We start from the raw sequence: 20,014 nt of genomic DNA, 5'->3' as shown, positions 1-20,014 counted from the left end.
GGATCACCGACATCATATGACCTTGCCGACCGACGATCGATCGCCGAAATTGCCGCGCGGCTGGCTGCGCGCGGCATTGGTATCGACGATCGCGTTCGTCTTCGTCGGCGCGGCGGCGGGCTTCATCGCCTTCCTGGCGCAATTGCGCGGCGCCGAGATCGCGCCGGACCGCAAGGCGGACGGCATCGTGGTCCTGACCGGCGGCTCCTCGCGGGTGTCGGATGCGATGGAGCTCCTGGCGGCCGGCTACGGCAAGCGGCTCCTGATCTCCGGCGTGCACCCGACCTCGACGGCGAGCGACATTTCCCGGACGCTGCCGGAGAACCAGTCCTTCATGCATTGCTGTGTCGATCTCGACCGCACTGCGGTCTCGACCCGCGGCAACGCGGCGGAAGCGCGGCGCTGGGCCGAGGGGCGCGGCTTCAGATCGCTGATCGTCGTCACCTCGAACTATCACATGCCGCGCGCGCTGGTGGAGTTCTCGCATGCGATGCCCGAGACCACGCTGATCCCGTTCGCGGTGGTCGGCGAAAAATGGCGTGAGGAGCCGTGGTGGACCTCGGCCTCCACCTTGCGGCTGCTCTTGTCCGAATACGTCAAGTACATCGCCGCCGAGCTGAGGGTGCGGCTGGAGGATTTCGGGATTGACCTTTCCCCCGAGATGTCGGAGCAGCCTGCTGGCGTGGCGCCGAAGCGGCCCGCCACGGCACAGGCCAATTGATCGGACCATCGATGTTTTTGATTTTCCTGCGCTCGCTCCTGTTCAACGTGCTGTTCTACGCCGTGCTCGTATGCCTCGCGATCGTGGCGCTGCCGACCTTCGCATTGCCGCCGCGCGCCATGCTGACGATCGCGCAATGGTGGGCGAAGGCGACGCTGTTCCTGATGCGCGTGATCTGCAACATCAAGGTCGAATTCCGTGGGCTGGAGAAGATTCCGGCAGGGCCACTGGTGATCGCGGCGAAGCATCAGTCGTTCTGGGAGACGTTCGTGCTGCCGGGCTTCTTCAACCGTCCGATCTTCATCCTCAAGCGTCAGCTCATGCAGATCCCGGTCTTCGGCCAGTTCCTGGTCAAGACCGGAATGATCGCGATCGACCGCAAGGCCGGCGTGAAGGCGCTGCTGGACATGACGCGGCGGGCGCGCGACGCGGTGCGCGCAGGCGGGCAGCTCGTGATCTTTCCGGAAGGCACACGCCGGGCGCCCGGCGCCGCGCCCGATTACAAGACCGGCTTTGCGCAGATCTATTCGTCCTGCGGCGTGCGGTGCCTGCCGATCGCGCTCAATTCCGGCCTGTTCTGGCCGCGCCGCACCTTCATGCGCTATCCCGGCACGCTGGTGGTCGAGTTCCTCGATCCGCTGCCATCAGGCCTTCCGAAAGACGAGTTTCTCTCGCGCGTGCAAACCGCCATCGAAGACGCGACCGGCCGCCTCGTCGAAGCGGGCCGGAAAGAGCAGGAGCAGTTGATCGGCTCGTCGCCGAGCTACGCGCCGTCGCAGAGCTAGCGGTTCTCTCGATCTTCTGCGGGAGCCGGCGCGTGCAGCGAATGCGCATCACCGTGCAGCATGGTCGCGAGCTGATGCAATTGCGTGTCGCGAAAACCTTCGGCCTCGATCGCCTTCACCGTTGCCGTCACGTAGTCGCGGTTGGCGCCGGACTGGCCATGACCCTGGACGACATGGCGATGCTGGTCGGCGAGCGACAGCCGGCCGGCATACTGGACGTGGCCGCGATCGACGACATAGGCGAGCGCGGAGACGCGCTGTCGCGCATCGTTCTCAAGCCACACCGAGCGCATCACCTCGCGATAGACGGAGGTGACCTGCTCGCGCGCCCGCAGATAGGCGACGACGTCGGCGCGGTCCTTCTCGGCGACGCGAAAAGCAATGCCGCGGCAGGCGCCGCCGCGGTCGAGCCCGAGCACCAGGCCCGGCTGCTCCGGCGTGCCGCGATGCACGAAGGAATAGACGCACAGCGCGCGGTGCTCGCCGACCAGCCGCGCCGGGACGCGTTCCCTGAATTCGAAGCCCGGCCGCCACATGAGCGAGCCATAGCCGAACACCCAGAGGTCGCCCTTGGCTGTGGTGACGGAGGGGAGGGTGATTTCCGACATTTCGGGCACGGCTACCAGAACGACGCCCCCAAGCGAAGCGAATTCTCGGCCTTTCGGCGCGGCCGAACCCCGCTTACATTTGACAAAATCTGGGGTCAAAGGGTCGCCGCATGTCAGATATGACCGTTGCCACAGGCCGCCGCCCCCGTTGGGGCCTTTTCATCGCCCCCATTATCCTCCTGATCCTCGCCGTCGCGTGGAGCTGTTTCTGGTTCTATGCGGCCTCGCAGGCCGAAATCGCCGCAGACGCCTGGCGGGCGCAGGAGGCCAAGTCCGGCCGCATCTATGATTGCGCCAAGCGCTCGATCGCCGGCTTCCCGTTCCGCTTCGAGGTCCAGTGCTCCGGCGCCAGCGTCGCCCTGGTGTCGCAGAACGCCAGCAAGACGCCGTTCACGGCGAAGCTCGACAACATCCTGGTCGTCGCCCAGGTCTACGATCCCAAGCGCGTCATCGCCGAATTCTCCGCGCCGGCGACGCTCACCGACGGCGTCACGCAAAACACCTTCGTGGTGAATTGGAGCAAGGGCCGCAGCAGCGTGTTCGGCCTGCCGGCGGTGCCGGATCGCGCCTCCATCGTGTTCGACGATCCCGTCATCAATCGTCTCGACGGCAGCGTGCAGGTGCCGCTCGCGCGCGCCAAGCAGGTCGAGCTGCACGGTCGCCTCGCAGACGGGTCGCGGTCGGATCATCCTGTGATCGAGACCGTGCTGCACGTCGCGCAGGGCAGCATCCAGGGCGTTCATCCCTTGCTCGCCGAGCCGTTCGAGGCGGATACGCGTGCGAAGATCACGGGCCTCTCCGACCTCACCCCAAAGCCGTGGCCGCAACGCTTCCGCGAGATCCAGGCCGCCGGCGGTCACATCGAGATCGTGCAGTCGCGCGTCCAGCAGGGCGAGATGATCGCGGTTGCGGCCGGCACGCTCGGCCTCTCGGCCAATGGCCGACTCGACGGCGAATTGCAGATGACCGTGACCGGCCTCGAGCGCGTGATCCCGGCGCTCGGCATCGAGAAGATGCTGGAGGAGGGGGTGCCGCAGGCAACCCTCGACCGCGTTGCGCCGGGCGTGAAGTCGCAGGACCTCAACAATCTGTTCGGCGCCCTCGACCGCGCCGTTCCCGGCCTCGGCAAGGTCATCAAGCAGAACGCCAATGCCGGCGTTGCGGCCGGCATCAATTCGATCGGCACCGAGAGCACGCTTGAAGGCAAGAAGGCGAGGAGCTTCCCGCTGAAGTTCGTCGACGGTGCCGTGCTGCTCGGCCCGGTCAAGGTCGGGCAGATCCCGCCGCTGTATTGATCCCCGTCATTGCGAGCGAAGCGAAGCAATCCAGACTTTCTCTTCCTCTTCGGAAACAGTCTGGATTGCTTCGTCGCTACGCTCCTCGCAATGACGAAGGCGAGAGGGCTACGGCTTCTTGCCGAGCTGCGCATGCGGCCGGCCGAAATCCGGCGCTGCCGAATCCTGGCCGATCTCGACGATGCCGCGGCGGATGGCGCGCGTGCGCGTGAAGTGGTCGAACAGCGCCTCGCCGTCGCCGCGCCGGATCGCGCGGGTGAGCTTGGCGAGATCCTCGGTGAAGGTGCCGAGCATCTCCAGCACGGCTTCCTTGTTGGCGAGGAAGACGTCGCGCCACATCGTCGGGTCGGACGCTGCGATGCGGGTGAAGTCGCGGAAGCCGCCGGCCGAGAACTTGATGACCTCGGACTCCGTCACCTGCGCCAGCTCGTCGGCGGTGCCGACGATGGTGTAGGCGATCAGATGCGGCAGGTGGCTGGTGATCGCGAGCACGAGATCATGATGATCCGGCGTCATGATCTCGACCTTGGCGCCCATCGCCGCCCAGAACGCGCGCAGACGATCGGTGGCCGCCGCATCGACGCCTTCCGGCGGCGTCAGGATGCACCAGCGGTTGATGAAGAGCTCGGCGAAACCGGAATCGGGACCCGAATGCTCGGTGCCGGCGACGGGATGCGCGGGCACGAAATGAATGGTCTTCGGCAGATGCGGCGCCATGTCCCTGACGATCGCGCCCTTGACCGAGCCGACGTCGGAGACGATCGCGCCCGGCTTGAGATGCGCAGCGATCTCCTGCGCCACCGGCCCGCAGGCGCCGACGGGAATGCAGAGGATGACGAGATCGGCATCCTTCACCGCTTCCGCATTGGTCGCCACGACCTGGTCGACGATGCCGAGCTCCAGCACCCGCGCGCGCGTCTTCTCCGAGCGCGCGGTGGTGACGATCTCGGAGGCCAAGCCCTGGAGCTTCGCAGCGCGCGCGATCGAGCCGCCGATCAGGCCGAAGCCGATCAGCGCAACGCGCTGGAAGTGCGGTGTGGTGCTCATTTGCCGGCCATGAAGTCGCGCAGGCCCTCGACGACGAGGCGGTTGGCCTCCTCGGTGCCGATGGTCATGCGCAGCGAATGCGGCAGGCGGTAGTTCTTCAGCGCGCGCAACACCAGCCCGCGCTTGGTAAGATACGCGTCGGCCTCGTCCGCGGTCTTGCCATTTTCCGGGAAGTGGATCAGCACGAAATTGGCGACGCCGGGCGTCACCTTCAGTCCGAGCTTGCCGATCTCCTCGGAGAGCCAGTTGCGCCAGGTCTCGGTGAACTGCTTCGACATCGCCTGGTGCGCAGTGTCCTCGATCGCTGCGACCGCGGCATACATCGCCGGTGTCGACACGTTGAAGGGACCGCGGATGCGGTTGACCGCGTCGATGATGTGCTCCGGACCGAACATCCAGCCGACGCGCAGCGCGGCGAGGCCGTGGATCTTGGAGAAGGTGTGCGTCACCACGGTGTTCTCGGTGGTGGCGACGAGCTCGATCCCCATCTCGTAGTCGTTGCGCGAGACGTAATCGGAATAGGCGGCATCGAGCACCAGCAGCACGTGCGACGGCAGGCCGGCGCGCAGCCGCTTGACCTCGTCGAACGGCACATAGGTGCCGGTCGGATTGTTGGGATTGGCGAGCCAGACCAGCTTTGTCTTCGGCGTCACCGCCTTGAGGATGGCGTCGACATTGCAGGTGAGGTTGGTCTCCTGCGCGACCACGTTCTTGGCGCCGACCGCCATGGTCGCGATCGGGTAGACCAGGAAGCCGTGCGTGGTCGAGATCGCCTCGTCGCCGTGGCTGAGATAGGTGTGGGCGAGCAGATTGAGGATCTCGTCCGAGCCGGCGCCGCAGATGATGCGGTTGGGGTCGAGCCCGAAAGAGCGCCCGATCGCTTCGCGCAGCACGCGCGAGGTTCCTTCCGGATAGTCTTCCAGATGCGCCGCCACGTTCCTGAACGCCTCGATCGCCTTGGGCGAGGGCCCGAACGGCGTCTCGTTGGCCGAGAGCTTGAACACCTTGCGGCCCGGCTCAGCCACCGGGCTCTTGCCGGGCGTGTAGGGCGCAATATCGAGAATGCCGGGATTCGGCACGGGGCGGGACATCTTCAACTCCGGAAGTAGCTTTAGGCGGTTCGCGATCTACGATTTCGACCCGGTCGAGGGCACCGTATAGCGCGTTGCGTGGCTGCCGACGAGGGCCGTGGAGCGCACCGAGGCCCCCGCTTCGATCAGGGCAGCCTTGATCTTGTCGATGCTGGTCGCGCTCGTGACCGAGACCAGCAGCGCTGCGCCGTCGAAGGCGGTATCGGGCACTGCCACGATCTCGGCGAGCGGCGACAGCGCCCGCGCGACCTCGGCGTTCCACCCGGACACGCGCACGCTGAAGGTCTCGACCTCCGTCACCACGGCGCTGTCGGCGACGCGGGAGATCGCGAACACCGGCAGCGCGGCCGGATGGTCGGCGCGCTCGACGAAGGGCATCCGCGCGATGATCTTCGGTGCGCCGTCCGCTTCCAGCTCCAGCCACCATGGCGTGCGGCTCGAGGTCGCCGAGACCAGCGCCAGATCGCCCTTGGACTTCGCCACCGCTTCGACCGCGGCCTGCGCGCTGAAATGCGCGACGTAAGGCACCGTGAAGCCGAAATGGAAGCGCACGGAATCGCGCATCGCCGGCTCGCTCACCGAGATGTCGGCATGCACGGAGAACGGCGCTTGGACGTAAGTGAACGTCGAGATGATGACGCGCCAGATGCTCTCGACCGTGTCGAGCGGCAGGATGCCGCGATGACGCTGGACGATGTCACGCATCATGGCGGCCTCGCGCGCCGGGCGGAACGCCGAGCCGACCTCCTGGGTCTGCTTTACCTGGATCAGGCGGTCGATGATGTCGCCGCGCTGCATCAGGAGACGATGCATGCCCTCGTCGATCGCGTCGATCTCCTTGCGCAATTCCTGGAGCGATGGTGGCGCGGGCGGACGGTGGGACATATCTGACTGGACTGTTGAGAGGCGTTCCAATGCGGATCGGCCAGGCAAGCTGGTAGGTTCGGATCCGCTGCGATCGATATCCTGATTAGGCAGTCGGGGCGGCGAAAGCAAAGAGAAATGACGTCCTTTTGGGCTGATGTGACAGAGACGAATTTGGCTAATCCGGACCGCGACTTGACGAAAACCGCCCAAGACAGTAGGTTTTGCCTGTTCCGTGGTCATTTGAGCCGGCCGGCTTGCAGCCACGTTAAAAAACTCGCTAAACAGGCCGGGGACCCTTTCGATCCCGGCCGAACCTATCGTTCAGGCCGGGTTTTTCATGGCCTGATGTCACTGCGATCGAACGTCTGATCGCAAACGAGGGCGATGTCAGAGATGGGTGGCGTCAAGTCTGTGCCGAGTCCCGCGATCAGTGCCGACGACCGGTCGCATGAGGCGGATCATCCGAATTCGCAGGTCGCGCAGTTCGGCGCCGAGCAGCCGCTGCGGCTCGATTGCGGCATCGATCTCACCCCGTTCCAGATCGCCTACCAGACCTATGGCGAGCTCAACGCTGATCGCTCCAACGCGGTGCTGATCTGCCATGCGCTGACCGGCGATCAGCATGTCGCCAACGTGCATCCCGTCACCGGCAAGTCGGGTTGGTGGGAGACGCTGGTCGGTCCCGGCCGACCTCTTGATCCTCAGCACTACTTCATCATTTGCGCCAACGTGATCGGCGGCTGCATGGGCTCGACCGGGCCGGCCTCGATCAATCCCGCGACCGGCAAGGTGTGGGGCCTGGATTTCCCCGTCATCACCATTCCCGACATGGTGCGCGCGCAGGCGATGCTGATCGACCGGCTCGGCATCGACACGTTGTTCGCGGTGGTCGGCGGCTCGATGGGCGGCATGCAGGTGCTGCAATGGACCGCGGCCTATCCCAAGCGCGTGTACTCCGCGCTGGCGATTGCCTGTTCGACACGGCACTCGGCGCAGAACATCGCCTTCCACGAGCTCGGCCGCCAGGCCGTGATGGCCGATCCCGACTGGCACAACGGCCGCTACACGGATCAGGGCATCCATCCGCATCGCGGACTTGCGGTGGCACGGATGGCCGCGCACATCACTTATCTCTCCGACGCCGCGCTGCATCGCAAGTTCGGCCGCCGCATGCAGGACCGCGAGCTGCCGACGTTCTCGTTCGACGCCGACTTCCAGGTCGAGAGCTATCTGCGCTACCAGGGCTCGTCCTTCGTCGAGCGGTTCGACGCCAACTCCTATCTCTATCTGACCCGTGCGATGGACTATTTCGACATCGCCGGCGACCATGGCGGCGTGCTGGCGAAGGCGTTCGCGGGCATCGAGACGCGCTTCTGCGTGGTCTCCTTCACCAGCGACTGGCTGTTCCCGACCGCGGAATCGCGCGCACTGGTGCATGCGCTGAACGCGTCGAGCGCGCGGGTGTCGTTCGCCGAGATCGAGACCGATCGCGGCCATGACGCCTTCCTGCTCGACGTGCCAGAATTCTTCGATATCGCCCGTGCTTTCCTGCAATCGGCAGGGAAGGCGCGCGGGCTCACCGGCAGGATTGACTGACAAGGACGGCTAGCGATGTCTGTGCAGGAAGTGCTGCCGCTGGGCGGCGTTGCGACGGAGCAGTCAGGCCAGTTTCGCGCCGATCATCTGCTGGTCGCCGAGATGGTCAAGCCCGGCTCGAAAGTGCTCGACGTCGGCTGCGGCGAGGGCGATTTGCTCCAGCTTCTGGAGACCCGCGGCATCGACGGGCGCGGCATCGAGCTGTCGCGCGAGGGCGTCAATCGCTGCGTCGCCAAGGGCCTCGCGGTGGTGCAGGGCGATGCCGACACCGATCTCGTCAATTATCCCGACGACGCCTTCGATTACGTCATCCTGTCGCAGACGCTGCAGGCGACGCGGCAGCCGCGGGTCGTGCTGGAGAATCTGCTGCGCATCGGCCGCCGCGCCATCGTGTCGTTCCCGAATTTCGGCTTCTGGAAGATGCGGCTCCAGCTCCTGGTCGGCGGCCACATGCCGCGCACCGAGAATCTGCCGGCGACCTGGTACGACACCGCCAACATCCATTTCTGCACCATCAAGGATTTCGTCGAGCTCTGCGACGCGATCGACGTCAAGATGGAGCGCGCCGAGGCGCTGGATCTCTACGGCCGTCCATTGCGGCTGCGGTTGCCGTGGTGGGTGTGGAACATGTTCGGCGAGCAGGGTGTGTTCTTGCTCACGCGCGGGCAGGGGAAGTAGCTGCCGTCATTCCGGGCCTGCGCCTGTCGGCGCATCCCGGAATGACAGCGGCTGGCAGTCTAATGCGCCGCCAGCGACCGCGGATCGCGCACCGGCCAGCGCCCGGCTTCCACCAGCGTCACGAACCGCTCCACGCTCTCGTTGAACAGCGCGGGCTCTTCGAGATTGAGCACGTGGCCGGATTTCGGAAACATCGCGAGGCCCGCCGCGGGCAGGTGCTTCTTCAGGAACAGGCTTGCTCCGACGCAGGGATCGTCTTCGTCGCCGCAGATGATCAGCGCCGGTGTCGCTACGCCTCTGATCGCGTCGGTCATCGCAAAGATCGATGGCCTGCCGCCCTGGAAGCCGCGCATCGTGTTCGCGGAGCCCTTGGCATCGTGGCGCGCCAGTGCGGCGTAGAAATCGGCATGGCCGCGCGGATCCTTGACCAGGAAGGGAATCCGGCTCGGCGCCTCGCGCGTGACCTTTGCGACCTCGGCGGAGCCGAGCGTCTCGAACTGCTCGGCGTTGGCGCGGCACTGCTTGCGCCAGTTGTCGAGATTCTCGATCTCCGATCCTGAGCCCACGCCGGCCAGCGTCATCGACAGCGCGCGCTGCGGCGCGTTCAACCCGATCTGGAGTGACGAATAGGCGCCCATCGACAGGCCGACGAGATGCGCGCGCTCGATCTTGAGATGATCGAGTACCGCGAGCGCGTCGGTGTAGAAATGCTTGTAGGTGTAGACCTCGCCATCAGGCACGTCCGACGGCGTGTAGCCGCGCGCGGAATAGGTGATGCAGCGATGGCTGCGCGAGAAGTAGCGCATCTGCGGCTCCCAATTGGTGTAGTCGGCCGCGAACTCATGCAGAAAAATAATCGGCGTTCCCTGACCCGCTTCTTCGAAATAGATGCGGACGTCGTCTCTGGTCGTGGCGTGGGGCATTAACTGTTTCCCTCTCTTCAAGCCGCCTTTGGAGAATTGCAGTTAACGTTGTTGTCCGCAATGCGGCAGCCTCAAGCCAGCACCGGCACAAAATCATCGCAGCTATTCGCGGGCGTGGCGTCTTTTTCTCGCCACATCCGGCGGCTTAACGGCCAGACGGATGCCGGCCATCGCACGGGCCGATTGGGGAAGTGGGGTGTCAAGAAGGATGAAGTATGTTGGAGTTGTTTGCGTCTCGCCTGTCGCGTTGTGTTGTCGCGCTGGCGATTTTCTTCGCGGCGGTTGCCGCGTTCGTTTCTCCGGCCTCAGCGCGGCCGCATCATCGTCATAGCGCAGAGCGGCACGCTTACGTGCATCACGCCAGACATCATCATTACCGTCATTATCGCCACCATGCCCGCAGCTCGCGCTTCGAGCGCGGCGCGGCGCAGTTGCAGGCGAGCGGCTTCGCCGACACCCAGGCGAGCTACAATCCGAACGCCAATGTCGGCGGCATGGCCAACAACGGAATGACCAATCCTGGAATGGCCAATAGCGGTGGCGGCTTCGGCGGCGGATCCGGCCTCGTGTCCGAGGCGCGTCGCTATATCGGCGGCAATCCGACCGGGCGCGGCAGCCTGTGGTGCGCGCGCTTCATGAACATGGTGCTGCAGCACACCGGCCATCAGGGCACCGGCTCCGACATGGCGAGCTCGTTCGCGCGCTACGGCACGCGTGTCTCCGGTCCGCAGGTCGGCGCCATCGCGGTCATGTCGCGCGGTCGCCGGGGCGGCCATGTCGGCATCATCACCGGCGTGGACGCGCAGGGCAATCCGATCATGATTTCCGGCAACAACGGCAATCGTGTTCGCGAGGCGCCGGTCTCGCGCGGCCGGATCTATGCGTATGTGATGCCGAACTGACGACGGAGCCGTAGGGTGGGCAAAGGCGCGCAAGCGTCGTGCCCACCGGCGGTGCAACGGAGTTAGATGGACCGGAGTGGTGGGCACGCTTTCGCTTTGCCCACACTACGGCAGCGGCGGACGGCTCACACCAGCTTCGGCGCTTCCACCGCGATCGCGTCACCGACGCCGATCTCGCCATCGGCGATGACCTCGGCATAGATGCCGCAATCCATGTGGCCGAGATTGCGCGACAGCGTCGGCGGTATCTCGAGATCGCGCTGCGCGGTCTTGGGATCGACGTTGACCGCCGGGCAGCGGACGATGCGCTTGACCACCTTGAGCCGGGCCTCGCCGATCGCCAGCGTCTCGCCGACGAGCTCGAGCTCGGACCAGGCCGGCCAGCCCTTCACGTAGAGATTGGCGCGGAAGCGCAGCGGATTGACTGCGGCGCCGCCGAGCATGGTCTCGATCGCCCGGACACTGCCGAGGTTGATGATCGACACGACCTTGCGGGCGACGTCGGAAAAGCTGTGGTCGCGGCCGGACAGAACTTTTGGCGGGCCCTTCAGCTCCGGCTGAAAATTCTCCGTGAAATAATCCTCGATGGCGGCGCGCCCGGCAGTGGTCTCGAGGTTCCCGCTGGCGACGATCTGGCCGTCCTTGCGGATGGTCAGGCGGTTGGTCGCGTCCTCGAACCGGCTGTCGAGGGACGCCAGCCGCTCATTGCGTGCCAACATCAGGAACTGGATTTTCGGCTTCCAGGCCGGCGCCTCCGGATCGAAGCCGCTCGGTCCGTTCTCGATGGCGTAGCGGCGGTCGGCGGGCAGGGTCTGGCCGGTCCGCAGGGGGACCCGGGGCAGGGATTCCGGCGTCAGGCCTTTGATCGGGTAACGGTAAAGGCCGGTGATTTCGGCGGTCTGGCTGGCTGTCATGTCGCTACTTAAGGGATTCGACCTGCTGGCGCCAAGCAGGCGGACCCGTGCACGAAATTGTGAACGCGCCTCTTCCGATCCGAGGCCAAGCTTCCCACATCTGGGTCAGGCCGGCGCCAGCGCCGGCTGATAACGACCGCTGCCGGTTGAGGAACGTCAACGCGTCCAGCGGAAACCCAATGAAGATGCCGTTTGGAGTGCCTTAGAGGGCTCCAGGGGCAGGCCGAGGGAAAGAAAAGACATGAACATCGACAAGTACACCGAACGCTCCAGGGGCTTCGTTCAGTCCGCGCAATCGCTTGCGGTACGCGAGGGGCATCAGCAGTTTTCGACCCTGCACGTCCTGAAGGTTCTGCTGGACGACAATGAGGGCCTCGCTGCCGGGCTGATCGACCGCGCCGGCGGCAATTCCCGCGCCATCCTGAAGGCGACCGAGGACGCCCTCAACAAGGTGCCGAAGGTCTCCGGCGGCGGCGCCGGCCAGATCTATCTGGCGCCCGAGCTCGCCCGCACTTTCGACGCCGCCGAAAAGGCCGGCGAGAAGGCCGGCGACAGCTTTGTCACCGTCGAGCGGCTGCTGCTCGGCCTTGCGCTGGAAAAGACCAGCGAGGCCGGCACGATCCTGGCCAAGGGCGGCGTCACCCCGCAAAATCTCAATGCTGCGATCGAGGCGCTGCGCAAGGGCCGCACGGCGGACTCCGCGACCGCCGAGAACGCCTATGACGCGCTGAAGAAATATGCCCGCGACCTGACCCAGGCTGCGCGCGACGGCAAGCTCGACCCGGTCATCGGCCGCGACGAGGAGATCCGCCGCACCATCCAGGTGCTGTCGCGCCGGACCAAGAACAATCCCGTGCTGATCGGTGAGCCCGGCGTCGGCAAGACCGCCATCGCCGAGGGCCTCGCGCTGCGCATCGTCAACGGCGACGTGCCCGAGACCCTCCAGGACAAGAAGCTGCTCTCGCTCGATCTCGGCGCGCTGATTGCGGGTGCGAAGTACCGCGGCGAGTTCGAGGAGCGGCTGAAGGCCGTGCTCCAGGAAGTCACCGCGAGCGAGGGCAATTTCATCCTGTTCATCGACGAGATGCATACGCTGATCGGCGCCGGCAAGGGTGACGGCGCGATGGACGCATCCAACCTGCTCAAGCCCGCGCTCGCGCGCGGCGAGCTGCACTGCATCGGCGCCACCACGCTCGACGAGTACCGCAAGCACGTCGAAAAGGATGCGGCGCTGGCGCGGCGCTTCCAGCCGATCTTCGTCAGCGAGCCCTCCGTCGAGGACACCATCTCGATCCTCCGCGGGTTGAAAGATAAGTACGAGCAGCACCATGGCGTGCGGATCACCGATTCCGCGCTCGTGGCGGCGACGACGCTGTCCAACCGCTACATCACCGACCGCTTCCTGCCGGACAAGGCGATCGACCTCATGGACGAGGCGGCCGCGCGGCTGAAGATGCAGGTCGATTCCAAGCCGGAAGAGCTGGATTCGCTCGACCGCGAGATCATCCGGCTCAAGATCGAGCAGGAAGCTCTCAAGAAGGAGAGCGATCTCGGCTCCAAGACCCGTCTCGAGGGGCTTCAGAAGGAGCTCATCGAACTCGAAGAGAAATCCGCGGCCCTGACGTCGCGCTGGAGCGCGGAGAAGAACAAGCTCTCCAACGCCCAGAAGCTGAAGTCAGAGCTGGACGCGCTGCGTGTCGATCTCGCCGACGCACAGCGACGCGGCGAATTCCAGAAGGCCGGCGAGCTGGCCTATGGCCGGATCCCGCAGCTCGAGAAGCAGCTCGCGGACATCGAGGCGCGTGAGGGCTCCGGCGATATGATGGAGGAGGCGGTCACCGCCAACCACATCGCGCAGGTGGTGTCGCGCTGGACCGGCGTGCCCGTCGACAAGATGCTGGAGGGCGAGAAGGAGAAGCTCCTGAAGATGGAGGAGCAGCTCGGCAAGCGCGTCGTCGGCCAGGCCGAGGCCGTGCGTGCGGTCGCGACCGCCGTGCGCCGCTCGCGTGCGGGCCTGCAGGACCCGAACCGGCCGACCGGCTCGTTCATGTTCCTGGGGCCGACCGGCGTCGGCAAGACCGAGCTGACCAAGGCGCTGGCGGAGTACCTGTTCAACGACGAGACCGCGATGGTCCGCCTCGACATGTCCGAGTACATGGAGAAGCACTCGGTCTCGCGGCTGATCGGTGCGCCTCCCGGCTATGTCGGCTATGACGAGGGCGGCGCGCTCACCGAAGCGGTGCGGCGCCGGCCCTATCAGGTGGTGCTGTTCGACGAGATCGAGAAGGCGCATCCTGACGTCTTCAACGTCCTGTTGCAGGTGCTCGACGACGGCCGCCTGACCGATGGCCAGGGTCGCACCGTCGATTTCCGCAACACGCTGATCATCATGACCTCGAACCTCGGTTCGGAGTATTTGGTGAATCAACCGGAGGGCGAAGACACCTCAGCGGTGCGTGAACAGGTGATGGGAATGGTGCGTGGGCATTTCCGGCCCGAGTTCCTGAACCGTGTCGACGAGATCATCCTGTTCCACCGCCTGCAGAGGAGCGAGATGGGCCGGATCGTCGAGATCCAGTTCGCCCGGCTGCAAAAGCTCCTGACCGATCGCAAGATCGTGCTGACGCTCGATGCCGCCGGCCGCGACTGGCTCGCTGCCAAAGGCTGGGATCCCGCCTACGGCGCAAGGCCGCTGAAGCGGGTGGTCCAGCGCTACGTGCAGGATCCGCTCGCCGAAATGATTCTGGCTGGCGATATCAGGGACGGCGACACGGTCGCGATCTCCGCCGCAGGCAACGTGCTGACCTTCAACGGCAACGCGCCGCAGACCGCGGAGATCGCCCAGTTCGAGGCGCCGGTGTCGAAGCGGAAATTGAACTGATCGTCGCGCTCACTGCAAAACGAAAAATCGCCCCGGAGAGGCCAACTCTCCGGGGCGAATTGCTTTGACGAGGTTCGCTCTAGTTGACCGCGGATGTTGAGCCGGGTTCGGCTGGACCTTGCTCGTCGCTGTCCTCATCGAGCTCCGACAGGATGTCGACAAGCTCGCGCACGCGTCCGTGCGCCAGCGGGCGCAAATCATTGATCATCGGCTCGTCATTGGCGAGCCAGGCCTGGGCTTCGGCGAGTTCCTCGACCGTCGCGCCGGTTCCGATGATCTGGGCGATGGTGACTTCGTCGGCTCGATCCACGGTCTTGACGACATCGTCGCGTGAGAGGCGCCGCATGGGGATCCTCCTGTTGGTCGGCTTCCGTCAGCATTTAACCGGGAAACGCGTGTGCCGGTTCCACCGGGCTGGTTTCCTCCGCGCTACTTCCTGGTGACCTTGTAGATCGCGTTCTCGATATCGGAGGAGAAGTAGATGACGCCGGAGGCGCCGATGGCGACGCCAGTCGGGATGTTGCTGGGCAGGCCCCCGGGTGCGCCCATCAGCCCGATCGGAAGATTGGCAGCGATCTCGGTGACCTTGCCGCTGTCCGGCGCGATCTCGATTAGTCGCCTGGCGCCCACTTCCGCCACGATCAGCCTGCCGTCGCTCCCGCGCGCGATGCCTTGATGCCGCTTTGGCAAACGAAACTTGACGTTGTAACGCCGTGAAACGACGTCGCATCCAGATCATGTTTTCCAGAGATGTCCGGTCGATTTCGGCCGGTTAGGGATCAGCGGTTGGTGACCTGCAACGGGCCGCCGGTTGCGTCCGAAATGCGGGCGATGGCGCCGTTGCGGCCGCTCATCATGGCGTCGAGCCGGTCGCGTTCCTTCTCGAAGCCCGCGAGCACCGTGCCTTCCAGCGAACGGCCGCGCGGCAGTTTCACGCGCAGCGGATCGACGAAGCGGCCGTTGACCAGGATTTCGTAGTGGACGTGAGGGCCGGTCGACTGGCCGGTCGAACCGACGAAGCCGATCACCTGACCCTGCCGCACCTTCTTGCCGATCTCCATGCCCTTGGCGAAGGCCGACATGTGGCCGTAGGCGGTCTCGTAGCCGTTGGAGTGCTTGATGCGGATATATTTGCCGTAGCCGCCTTCGGGGCCGACCTTCTCGAGCACGCCGTTGCCGGAAGCGAAGATCGGCGTGCCGTAGGAGGTGGCCCAGTCAACGCCGGTGTGCATCTTCACATAGCCCAGGATCGGATGGCGGCGGCCGCCGAAGCCGGAGCGCATGATCGCGTTGTTGACGGGCTTCCTGACCAGGAATTTTTTCGCGCTCTTGCCGGTCTCGTCATAGTAGTCGACGACGCCGTCGTCGGGGCTCTGGTAGCGGTAGTATTTCTTGGTCTCGCCGCCGACCGTGAGGGAGGCGAACAGCACGTCGTTCTTTTCGTTCGACGTCGTGCCCTCTTCTTCGCCGGCGTAGAACACGTCGAATGAATCGCCCGGCGCGACCTTGCGCTGGAAATCGACGTCGTAGGAGTAGATCTTGATCATGTCCTCGATGACCGGCATCGGGACTTTGTTGCGCATCGCGGTCTCGTAGATGCTCTGGTAGAGCCGCACGCCGGTGCCGTCATCGTCGTCATCGTCGTCGCTGTTGGCGCTGGCCGCGGCATCGGCGACGGTGTTCATGCTGGAGACGTCGACCGCGACGTATTTGCCGAGATCGGACAGCGCCGCGATCGCCTCGACCATGGTGTCGTTTGCAACCACGACGCGATAGGGTTGGAGGCGGGCGCCGGGGCTTGCGGGCGCCATCAGGATGCGGAGCTTTTCGCCTTCCTTCAGGCCGCCGTCGCGGCCGCGCGGACCGAGCGTCGCGGTGATCGCCTTGATCTCCTCGGCCGTCGCGCCGAGATCGCGCAGGACGGAGCCGACGCTGTCGCCCTTCTTGACCACGTGGACGCGTTCGCCGTTGGGATTGCCGCCGGTGATCTGCTCCTTGGTCTTCGGCAGCAGCGTGACGTTTTCCGGCACCACGCGCGTCTCGAAGCCGGCATAGGGATCGGACGCCGACGCTTCGGTGGCGTAGGCCATCTTCATGTCGGAGGGGCCGGTCGCGCCGGAGACGTCGGCGGTGGCATTGGCGAGCGAGGCGTAGCGCACCCCGCCATTGCCGCGCCAGTTGGCGGCGTCGCGCACCCGCATCAGGATGTCGTCGAGCGCCACCACGGCGGAAATCTTGGCCTTCGGCAGCACCGGCGACAGGTCCTTGGTGACGAAGGAGACTTCGGCATCGGGCTCGACGGCTTCGGGATTGTTCGGATCTTCCGCCGCGGTCTTCGGATCGGAGCCGACATCGGTGAGCAGGCGCTGGGCGTTGAACGGCGGGATTTTCGCCGACAGATCGCTCGTCGTCATCGACAGATTGCCGGCGATCCGGACGAACGGGCGCACTCGCATCACGTCGCGGTTGCCGACGCGGGCGACGGTGGAGACGCGCACGATGTTGCGCGAGGCCGTGGATTCGTTCGGCGGCGGCAGGCGGTCGCTCTTGTGCAGCGTGGCGGCGCGATCGGCCGCGCCGAATGCGCCGCGCAGCGCGCCTTCGACGCGCTCAGGCACCTTGGCGAAGGTCATCTCACCGTCGAGAGAAGCGAAAACGGCGCCGCCGATCAGGGCTGCGCCGCAGAGTCCGGTCAGAATTGTCCCGCTGAACCATTGCACGGAAACGCGGCGGCGATCGATGACGGCGGCCTCGGAACCATCGACGGACAGCGGCGGCTCGTGGCCGAGATCGATGATCCCGGTCTCACGCCCGTAAGCGCCGCGCGACGTCCTGTGGTTCAAACCAAGTCCCCCAATCAACGACCCAAGATGCCTGCTTTCGAACCCTTCCTGGCCGCCCTCTTGAAGGGGGATCGCCGGAAAAGGCAAGCCGCACAGGCGCCCGCGCTCAGAAGGCCCTCGATGGGGCCGGCCGAAATTACGAACAGCTGGACGGGTAAAGGTCTCTCGATGTCTCTCGAATGTCGAAGGAAGGCCGCGTCATCTGCAAGATGCCTTCCTCTGACCCCATGAAAATCGCCGGCAGCCCCCACTGGCATCCCGCGATTCAAGCTTGTCTGTACCAGAACGCCGCGGGATTGTGGCTCTAGTACGGCGCCTAATATGGAAAAAGTTTCCTGAACGGCCGGGCGCAAGAAGCCCGTCTGGCCGGGTCCGGGGGACTAGGTTTGGCCTGGGGTGGAGCTCGGTCCAGCCTTGGATGGGGCTCGTCTGCCATGGACGAGGGCTCGGTCCGGCCTGGATGGGCCTCCGCCTGTCCGGCCCCGGGGGCGTCTGGAAGGACGCAGGGGGGGGTGCCTGGAGAGGCGTCCAAAGCCCCCTCCGGAGCCGGCCGGCGGGCAAACTTTTTTCGAGATTTTTTGCGGTGCAGCTTTGATCCGGCCATTGGCGGCCCTTCTAATTGACTGGAATCGCGGGATTTTTTTTCGATGATCCACCGTGCGACGATTTGTTGACAATGGGCGTTGACAATCCCGGGCGGGGGGGCCTATAACCCGACCACTGAGCGCGGCGCCGCCGGGTCACTGACCGAGGCGAGCGAACGCGCCACTGATGCTCCTCACCTTGTTGAGTGACACAACAGTCGACGTAAGTCGATTGGAGTTCATTCATCGTCGGTAAGGGTGTCGGAACCCTTCCACTCTGGAAGGTTGGGGCCTCGTGGTCCCGGGCTGTTTGACAAGTGAAGATGAAGAAAGAGAAACGTGGACGGCGGAGTCCTTGCGCCTCTCGGACACTGAAGAGCTTCGGCTTTTGAGTTCTGAGAGGGGACGAAAGACTTCGGCGGTACACGTTTTAAAGGAAACACCATCGCTGCCAGCGATGTGAATCGCGGGCAGCTCGGCGACTTCGGTTGTCGAAATAATGGTGGGACCTCGTCAAACGTTGTGATCAGCCGGTTCAAAGTTCAAGTCCAACTTGAGAGTTTGATCCTGGCTCAGAGCGAACGCTGGCGGCAGGCTTAACACATGCAAGTCGAGCGGGCGTAGCAATACGTCAGCGGCAGACGGGTGAGTAACGCGTGGGAACGTACCTTTTGGTTCGGAACAACACAGGGAAACTTGTGCTAATACCGGATAAGCCCTTACGGGGAAAGATTTATCGCCGAAAGATCGGCCCGCGTCTGATTAGCTAGTTGGTGAGGTAATGGCTCACCAAGGCGACGATCAGTAGCTGGTCTGAGAGGATGATCAGCCACATTGGGACTGAGACACGGCCCAAACTCCTACGGGAGGCAGCAGTGGGGAATATTGGACAATGGGGGCAACCCTGATCCAGCCATGCCGCGTGAGTGATGAAGGCCCTAGGGTTGTAAAGCTCTTTTGTGCGGGAAGATAATGACGGTACCGCAAGAATAAGCCCCGGCTAACTTCGTGCCAGCAGCCGCGGTAATACGAAGGGGGCTAGCGTTGCTCGGAATCACTGGGCGTAAAGGGTGCGTAGGCGGGTCTTTAAGTCAGGGGTGAAATCCTGGAGCTCAACTCCAGAACTGCCTTTGATACTGAAGATCTTGAGTTCGGGAGAGGTGAGTGGAACTGCGAGTGTAGAGGTGAAATTCGTAGATATTCGCAAGAACACCAGTGGCGAAGGCGGCTCACTGGCCCGATACTGACGCTGAGGCACGAAAGCGTGGGGAGCAAACAGGATTAGATACCCTGGTAGTCCACGCCGTAAACGATGAATGCCAGCCGTTAGTGGGTTTACTCACTAGTGGCGCAGCTAACGCTTTAAGCATTCCGCCTGGGGAGTACGGTCGCAAGATTAAAACTCAAAGGAATTGACGGGGGCCCGCACAAGCGGTGGAGCATGTGGTTTAATTCGACGCAACGCGCAGAACCTTACCAGCCCTTGACATGTCCAGGACCGGTCGCAGAGATGTGACCTTCTCTTCGGAGCCTGGAACACAGGTGCTGCATGGCTGTCGTCAGCTCGTGTCGTGAGATGTTGGGTTAAGTCCCGCAACGAGCGCAACCCCCGTCCTTAGTTGCTACCATTTAGTTGAGCACTCTAAGGAGACTGCCGGTGATAAGCCGCGAGGAAGGTGGGGATGACGTCAAGTCCTCATGGCCCTTACGGGCTGGGCTACACACGTGCTACAATGGCGGTGACAATGGGATGCTAAGGGGCGACCCTTCGCAAATCTCAAAAAGCCGTCTCAGTTCGGATTGGGCTCTGCAACTCGAGCCCATGAAGTTGGAATCGCTAGTAATCGTGGATCAGCACGCCACGGTGAATACGTTCCCGGGCCTTGTACACACCGCCCGTCACACCATGGGAGTTGGTTTTACCTGAAGACGGTGCGCTAACCAGCAATGGAGGCAGCCGGCCACGGTAGGGTCAGCGACTGGGGTGAAGTCGTAACAAGGTAGCCGTAGGGGAACCTGCGGCTGGATCACCTCCTTTCTAAGGATGGTTCTTCAGAAGCTTGCTTCTATCGAACCGTTTTAGAAACATCAGTGGCCAACGATCGTCAGGATTGTTGAGCTGCATTGGCGGGATTTCGCCGTCTTCGTTTCTCTTTCTTCGCGGACGAACACGCGCTGGGGCTGCAGGCTTGCAGAATCCCTGGTCCTTGACTGGATATGCGTTAGGGGCTTGTAGCTCAGTTGGTTAGAGCGCGCGCTTGATAAGCGTGAGGTCGGAA

The 20,014-nt window shown here is 64.2% G+C and carries 15 protein-coding genes, 1 tRNA gene, 1 rRNA gene, 1 pseudogene and 1 riboswitch (1 of these 19 running past the window's edge); of the genes and pseudogenes, 9 read left to right on the top strand and 9 right to left on the bottom strand.

Annotated features, from left to right (window positions below):
• Positions 1–16: 16 nt before the first annotated feature.
• A complete protein-coding gene (locus AB7290_RS38775; protein WP_085401939.1) occupies positions 17–721 on the top strand; it encodes a YdcF family protein in 705 nt (234 codons plus the stop codon).
• An 11-nt stretch (positions 722–732) separates the two neighbouring features.
• A complete protein-coding gene (locus tag AB7290_RS38770) occupies positions 733–1,506 on the top strand; it encodes a lysophospholipid acyltransferase family protein (protein ID WP_085401940.1) in 774 nt (257 codons plus the stop codon).
• On the opposite strand, the gene AB7290_RS38765 is transcribed toward AB7290_RS38770, so the two are convergent.
• Positions 1,503–2,114, bottom strand: coding sequence for a gamma-glutamylcyclotransferase (locus AB7290_RS38765; RefSeq protein WP_028147288.1), 612 nt, complete (start codon positions 2,112–2,114; stop codon positions 1,503–1,505). The two genes, AB7290_RS38770 and AB7290_RS38765, sit on opposite strands and share 4 nt — an antisense overlap.
• A gap of 110 nt (positions 2,115–2,224) precedes the next feature.
• Between AB7290_RS38765 and AB7290_RS38760 the strand changes: the two genes are divergently transcribed.
• Positions 2,225–3,409 carry a DUF2125 domain-containing protein gene (locus tag AB7290_RS38760; RefSeq protein WP_085401941.1) on the top strand — a complete coding sequence of 395 codons (1,185 nt, stop codon included), beginning with the start codon at positions 2,225–2,227 and terminating at the stop codon, positions 3,407–3,409.
• Positions 3,410–3,517: 108 nt separating this feature from the next.
• Here the strand turns inward: AB7290_RS38760 and AB7290_RS38755 are convergent, their stop codons facing one another.
• From AB7290_RS38755 to AB7290_RS38745, 3 genes are read right to left on the bottom strand one after another with little or no spacing between them, the layout of a single operon-like run.
• Positions 3,518–4,456 carry a prephenate/arogenate dehydrogenase family protein gene (locus tag AB7290_RS38755; protein ID WP_014491665.1) on the bottom strand — a complete coding sequence of 313 codons (939 nt, stop codon included), beginning with the start codon at positions 4,454–4,456 and terminating at the stop codon, positions 3,518–3,520.
• Positions 4,453–5,547, bottom strand: a complete 1,095-nt coding sequence (locus tag AB7290_RS38750) for a pyridoxal phosphate-dependent aminotransferase (protein ID WP_063986730.1) — start codon at positions 5,545–5,547, stop codon at positions 4,453–4,455. Before AB7290_RS38750 ends, AB7290_RS38755 begins: the two co-directional genes overlap by 4 nt.
• A gap of 36 nt (positions 5,548–5,583) precedes the next feature.
• On the bottom strand, positions 5,584–6,432 hold the full coding sequence (locus tag AB7290_RS38745) for a chorismate mutase (protein ID WP_085401942.1): 849 nt from the start codon (positions 6,430–6,432) through the stop codon (positions 5,584–5,586).
• A gap of 204 nt (positions 6,433–6,636) precedes the next feature.
• Positions 6,637–6,716, top strand: a riboswitch (SAM riboswitch).
• A gap of 91 nt (positions 6,717–6,807) precedes the next feature.
• Here AB7290_RS38745 and metX point away from each other — a divergent pair.
• Both metX and metW read left to right on the top strand, forming a co-directional pair.
• Complete coding sequence (metX, locus tag AB7290_RS38740) at positions 6,808–8,010, top strand: homoserine O-acetyltransferase MetX (protein ID WP_085401943.1); 1,203 nt, start codon at positions 6,808–6,810, stop codon at positions 8,008–8,010.
• A 15-nt stretch (positions 8,011–8,025) separates the two neighbouring features.
• Positions 8,026–8,688, top strand: coding sequence for a methionine biosynthesis protein MetW (gene metW, locus AB7290_RS38735; RefSeq protein ID WP_014491669.1), 663 nt, complete (start codon positions 8,026–8,028; stop codon positions 8,686–8,688).
• A gap of 59 nt (positions 8,689–8,747) precedes the next feature.
• On the opposite strand, the gene AB7290_RS38730 is transcribed toward metW, so the two are convergent.
• Positions 8,748–9,611: an alpha/beta fold hydrolase gene (locus AB7290_RS38730; protein ID WP_085401944.1), complete on the bottom strand. Its 864-nt coding sequence runs from the start codon at positions 9,609–9,611 to the stop codon at positions 8,748–8,750.
• A 215-nt stretch (positions 9,612–9,826) separates the two neighbouring features.
• On the opposite strand from AB7290_RS38730, the gene AB7290_RS38725 reads away from it, so the two are divergent.
• The gene (locus AB7290_RS38725; RefSeq protein WP_063985774.1) at positions 9,827–10,513 is read left to right on the top strand and encodes an NlpC/P60 family protein; all 687 of its coding nucleotides are present in this window, start codon (positions 9,827–9,829) and stop codon (positions 10,511–10,513) included.
• A 125-nt stretch (positions 10,514–10,638) separates the two neighbouring features.
• Here the strand turns inward: AB7290_RS38725 and AB7290_RS38720 are convergent, their stop codons facing one another.
• The gene (locus tag AB7290_RS38720) at positions 10,639–11,427 is read right to left on the bottom strand and encodes an MOSC domain-containing protein (RefSeq protein ID WP_085401945.1); all 789 of its coding nucleotides are present in this window, start codon (positions 11,425–11,427) and stop codon (positions 10,639–10,641) included.
• A gap of 241 nt (positions 11,428–11,668) precedes the next feature.
• On the opposite strand from AB7290_RS38720, the gene clpB reads away from it, so the two are divergent.
• A complete protein-coding gene (gene clpB / locus AB7290_RS38715) occupies positions 11,669–14,308 on the top strand; it encodes an ATP-dependent chaperone ClpB (RefSeq protein ID WP_085401946.1) in 2,640 nt (879 codons plus the stop codon).
• Between the two features lie 79 nt (positions 14,309–14,387).
• Here clpB and AB7290_RS38710 read toward each other — a convergent pair whose 3' ends face one another.
• From AB7290_RS38710 to AB7290_RS38700, 3 genes and pseudogenes are all read right to left on the bottom strand, one after another.
• Positions 14,388–14,654 (bottom strand): hypothetical protein, encoded by a 267-nt coding sequence (locus tag AB7290_RS38710; protein ID WP_071909352.1) that lies wholly within the window; start codon positions 14,652–14,654, stop codon positions 14,388–14,390.
• Between the two features lie 83 nt (positions 14,655–14,737).
• Positions 14,738–14,992, bottom strand: a pseudogene (locus tag AB7290_RS38705) (hypothetical protein); the annotation flags it as partial.
• Between the two features lie 95 nt (positions 14,993–15,087).
• Entirely contained in the window at positions 15,088–17,151 is a 2,064-nt protein-coding gene (locus tag AB7290_RS38700) for a M23 family metallopeptidase (RefSeq protein WP_085401948.1), read from the bottom strand.
• A 1,133-nt stretch (positions 17,152–18,284) separates the two neighbouring features.
• On the opposite strand from AB7290_RS38700, the gene AB7290_RS38695 reads away from it, so the two are divergent.
• Positions 18,285–19,773 (top strand): 16S ribosomal RNA (locus tag AB7290_RS38695).
• Between the two features lie 188 nt (positions 19,774–19,961).
• Positions 19,962–20,014: transfer RNA gene (locus AB7290_RS38690), tRNA-Ile, on the top strand (it continues 24 nt past the right edge of the window).

This window comes from Bradyrhizobium sp. 613_E4_N2_2 (assembly GCF_052075995.1).
In the GTDB taxonomy this organism is placed as follows: Bacteria; Pseudomonadota; Alphaproteobacteria; order Rhizobiales; family Xanthobacteraceae; genus Bradyrhizobium; species Bradyrhizobium barranii.
The sequence above is the reverse complement of the archived record's forward strand: the minus strand, read 5'-3'. Positions and strand labels throughout refer to the sequence as shown.

What these genes read in the sequence shown, in the direction of transcription:
- AB7290_RS38765 (WP_028147288.1), bottom strand. Translation starts at nt 2,114, where the DNA reads ATGTCGGAAATCACCCTCCCCTCCGTCACCACAGCCAAGGGCGACCTC.
- clpB (WP_085401946.1), top strand. Translation starts at nt 11,669, where the DNA reads ATGAACATCGACAAGTACACCGAACGCTCCAGGGGCTTCGTTCAGTCC.
- AB7290_RS38750 (WP_063986730.1), bottom strand. Translation starts at nt 5,547, where the DNA reads ATGTCCCGCCCCGTGCCGAATCCCGGCATTCTCGATATTGCGCCCTAC.
- AB7290_RS38710 (WP_071909352.1), bottom strand. Translation starts at nt 14,654, where the DNA reads ATGCGGCGCCTCTCACGCGACGATGTCGTCAAGACCGTGGATCGAGCC.
- AB7290_RS38730 (WP_085401944.1), bottom strand. Translation starts at nt 9,611, where the DNA reads ATGCCCCACGCCACGACCAGAGACGACGTCCGCATCTATTTCGAAGAA.
- AB7290_RS38745 (WP_085401942.1), bottom strand. Translation starts at nt 6,432, where the DNA reads ATGTCCCACCGTCCGCCCGCGCCACCATCGCTCCAGGAATTGCGCAAG.
- AB7290_RS38755 (WP_014491665.1), bottom strand. Translation starts at nt 4,456, where the DNA reads ATGAGCACCACACCGCACTTCCAGCGCGTTGCGCTGATCGGCTTCGGC.
- metX (WP_085401943.1), top strand. Translation starts at nt 6,808, where the DNA reads ATGGGTGGCGTCAAGTCTGTGCCGAGTCCCGCGATCAGTGCCGACGAC.
- AB7290_RS38725 (WP_063985774.1), top strand. Translation starts at nt 9,827, where the DNA reads ATGTTGGAGTTGTTTGCGTCTCGCCTGTCGCGTTGTGTTGTCGCGCTG.
- AB7290_RS38775 (WP_085401939.1), top strand. Translation starts at nt 17, where the DNA reads ATGACCTTGCCGACCGACGATCGATCGCCGAAATTGCCGCGCGGCTGG.
- metW (WP_014491669.1), top strand. Translation starts at nt 8,026, where the DNA reads ATGTCTGTGCAGGAAGTGCTGCCGCTGGGCGGCGTTGCGACGGAGCAG.
- AB7290_RS38720 (WP_085401945.1), bottom strand. Translation starts at nt 11,427, where the DNA reads ATGACAGCCAGCCAGACCGCCGAAATCACCGGCCTTTACCGTTACCCG.
- AB7290_RS38770 (WP_085401940.1), top strand. Translation starts at nt 733, where the DNA reads ATGTTTTTGATTTTCCTGCGCTCGCTCCTGTTCAACGTGCTGTTCTAC.
- AB7290_RS38760 (WP_085401941.1), top strand. Translation starts at nt 2,225, where the DNA reads ATGTCAGATATGACCGTTGCCACAGGCCGCCGCCCCCGTTGGGGCCTT.